The organism is Streptomyces carpinensis (assembly GCF_002154505.1).
GTDB classification, from domain to species: domain Bacteria; phylum Actinomycetota; class Actinomycetes; order Streptomycetales; family Streptomycetaceae; genus Streptomyces; species Streptomyces carpinensis.
On record NZ_MUBM01000323.1, the window covers coordinates 1 to 761 of the forward strand.

Consider the following 761-nt stretch of genomic DNA (forward strand, 5'->3'; position numbering starts at 1 on the left):
TTGGACCCCTCGGCGCCGAGGACCTGCTTGCCCTTCGCCTGGATCTTCTTCCCGTCGGCGACCAGCTCGGCCCAGGTGGTGGGCGGCTTGGCGATCCCGGCGTCGGCGAAGATCTTCTTGTTGTAGTAGAGCGCGTACGCCATCGAATACAGCGGCACGGCGGCCGGGTCCTGGCCCTGGACGCCGGTCGAGCCGAGGGCGGAGTCGACGAATCGGTCCTTGCCGCCGATCTTCGCGAAGTTCTTCGCGTCCCACGGCAGCAGCGCACCGGTGGCCTGGAGGGAGGCGCTCCAGGTGTTGCCGATGTTGAGGACGTCGGGTCCCTGCCCGGAGGTGGTCGCGGTCAGGATCCGGTTGAGCAGATCCGACCAGGGCACGACCTCCAGTTTCACCTTGATCCCGTACTGCTTCTCGAACTTGTCGAGCTCGGGCTGGAGGACCTTCTTGTCGATCTCGACGCTTGCGCCCTGGTTGGAGGCCCAGTACGTGAGGGTCTTCGGCGAGTCGTTGGACCCGCCGCCCGTCGACGAACCGCCTCCGCAGGCCGAGGCGGCAAGGGCGAGAGACATGGTGACGGCGCCTACGGCCGCGGCTCGGATGCTGCGCATGGCTCCTGGGGTCCCTTTCCGGGAGTCGAGAAGCCGAGGGAGCGTTCGACTCTTGAAGCGCCCTCACGGCTTAATTTAGGACGTGAGTTAAACCCTTCGAGGAAGGCCCGTCAAGGGCTACGGCAGGGTGAATCGGTCGGGGCAGTGGATGCG

General features: G+C 66.1%; 1 protein-coding gene. It reads right to left on the bottom strand.

All coding sequences use genetic code 11. From position 1 onward, the window contains the following. Positions 1-608, bottom strand: a 608-nt coding sequence (locus BZY54_RS36160; protein WP_143668197.1) for an ABC transporter substrate-binding protein, incomplete at its 3' end; no start/stop codon positions are given. Positions 609-761: the final 153 nt, after the last annotated feature.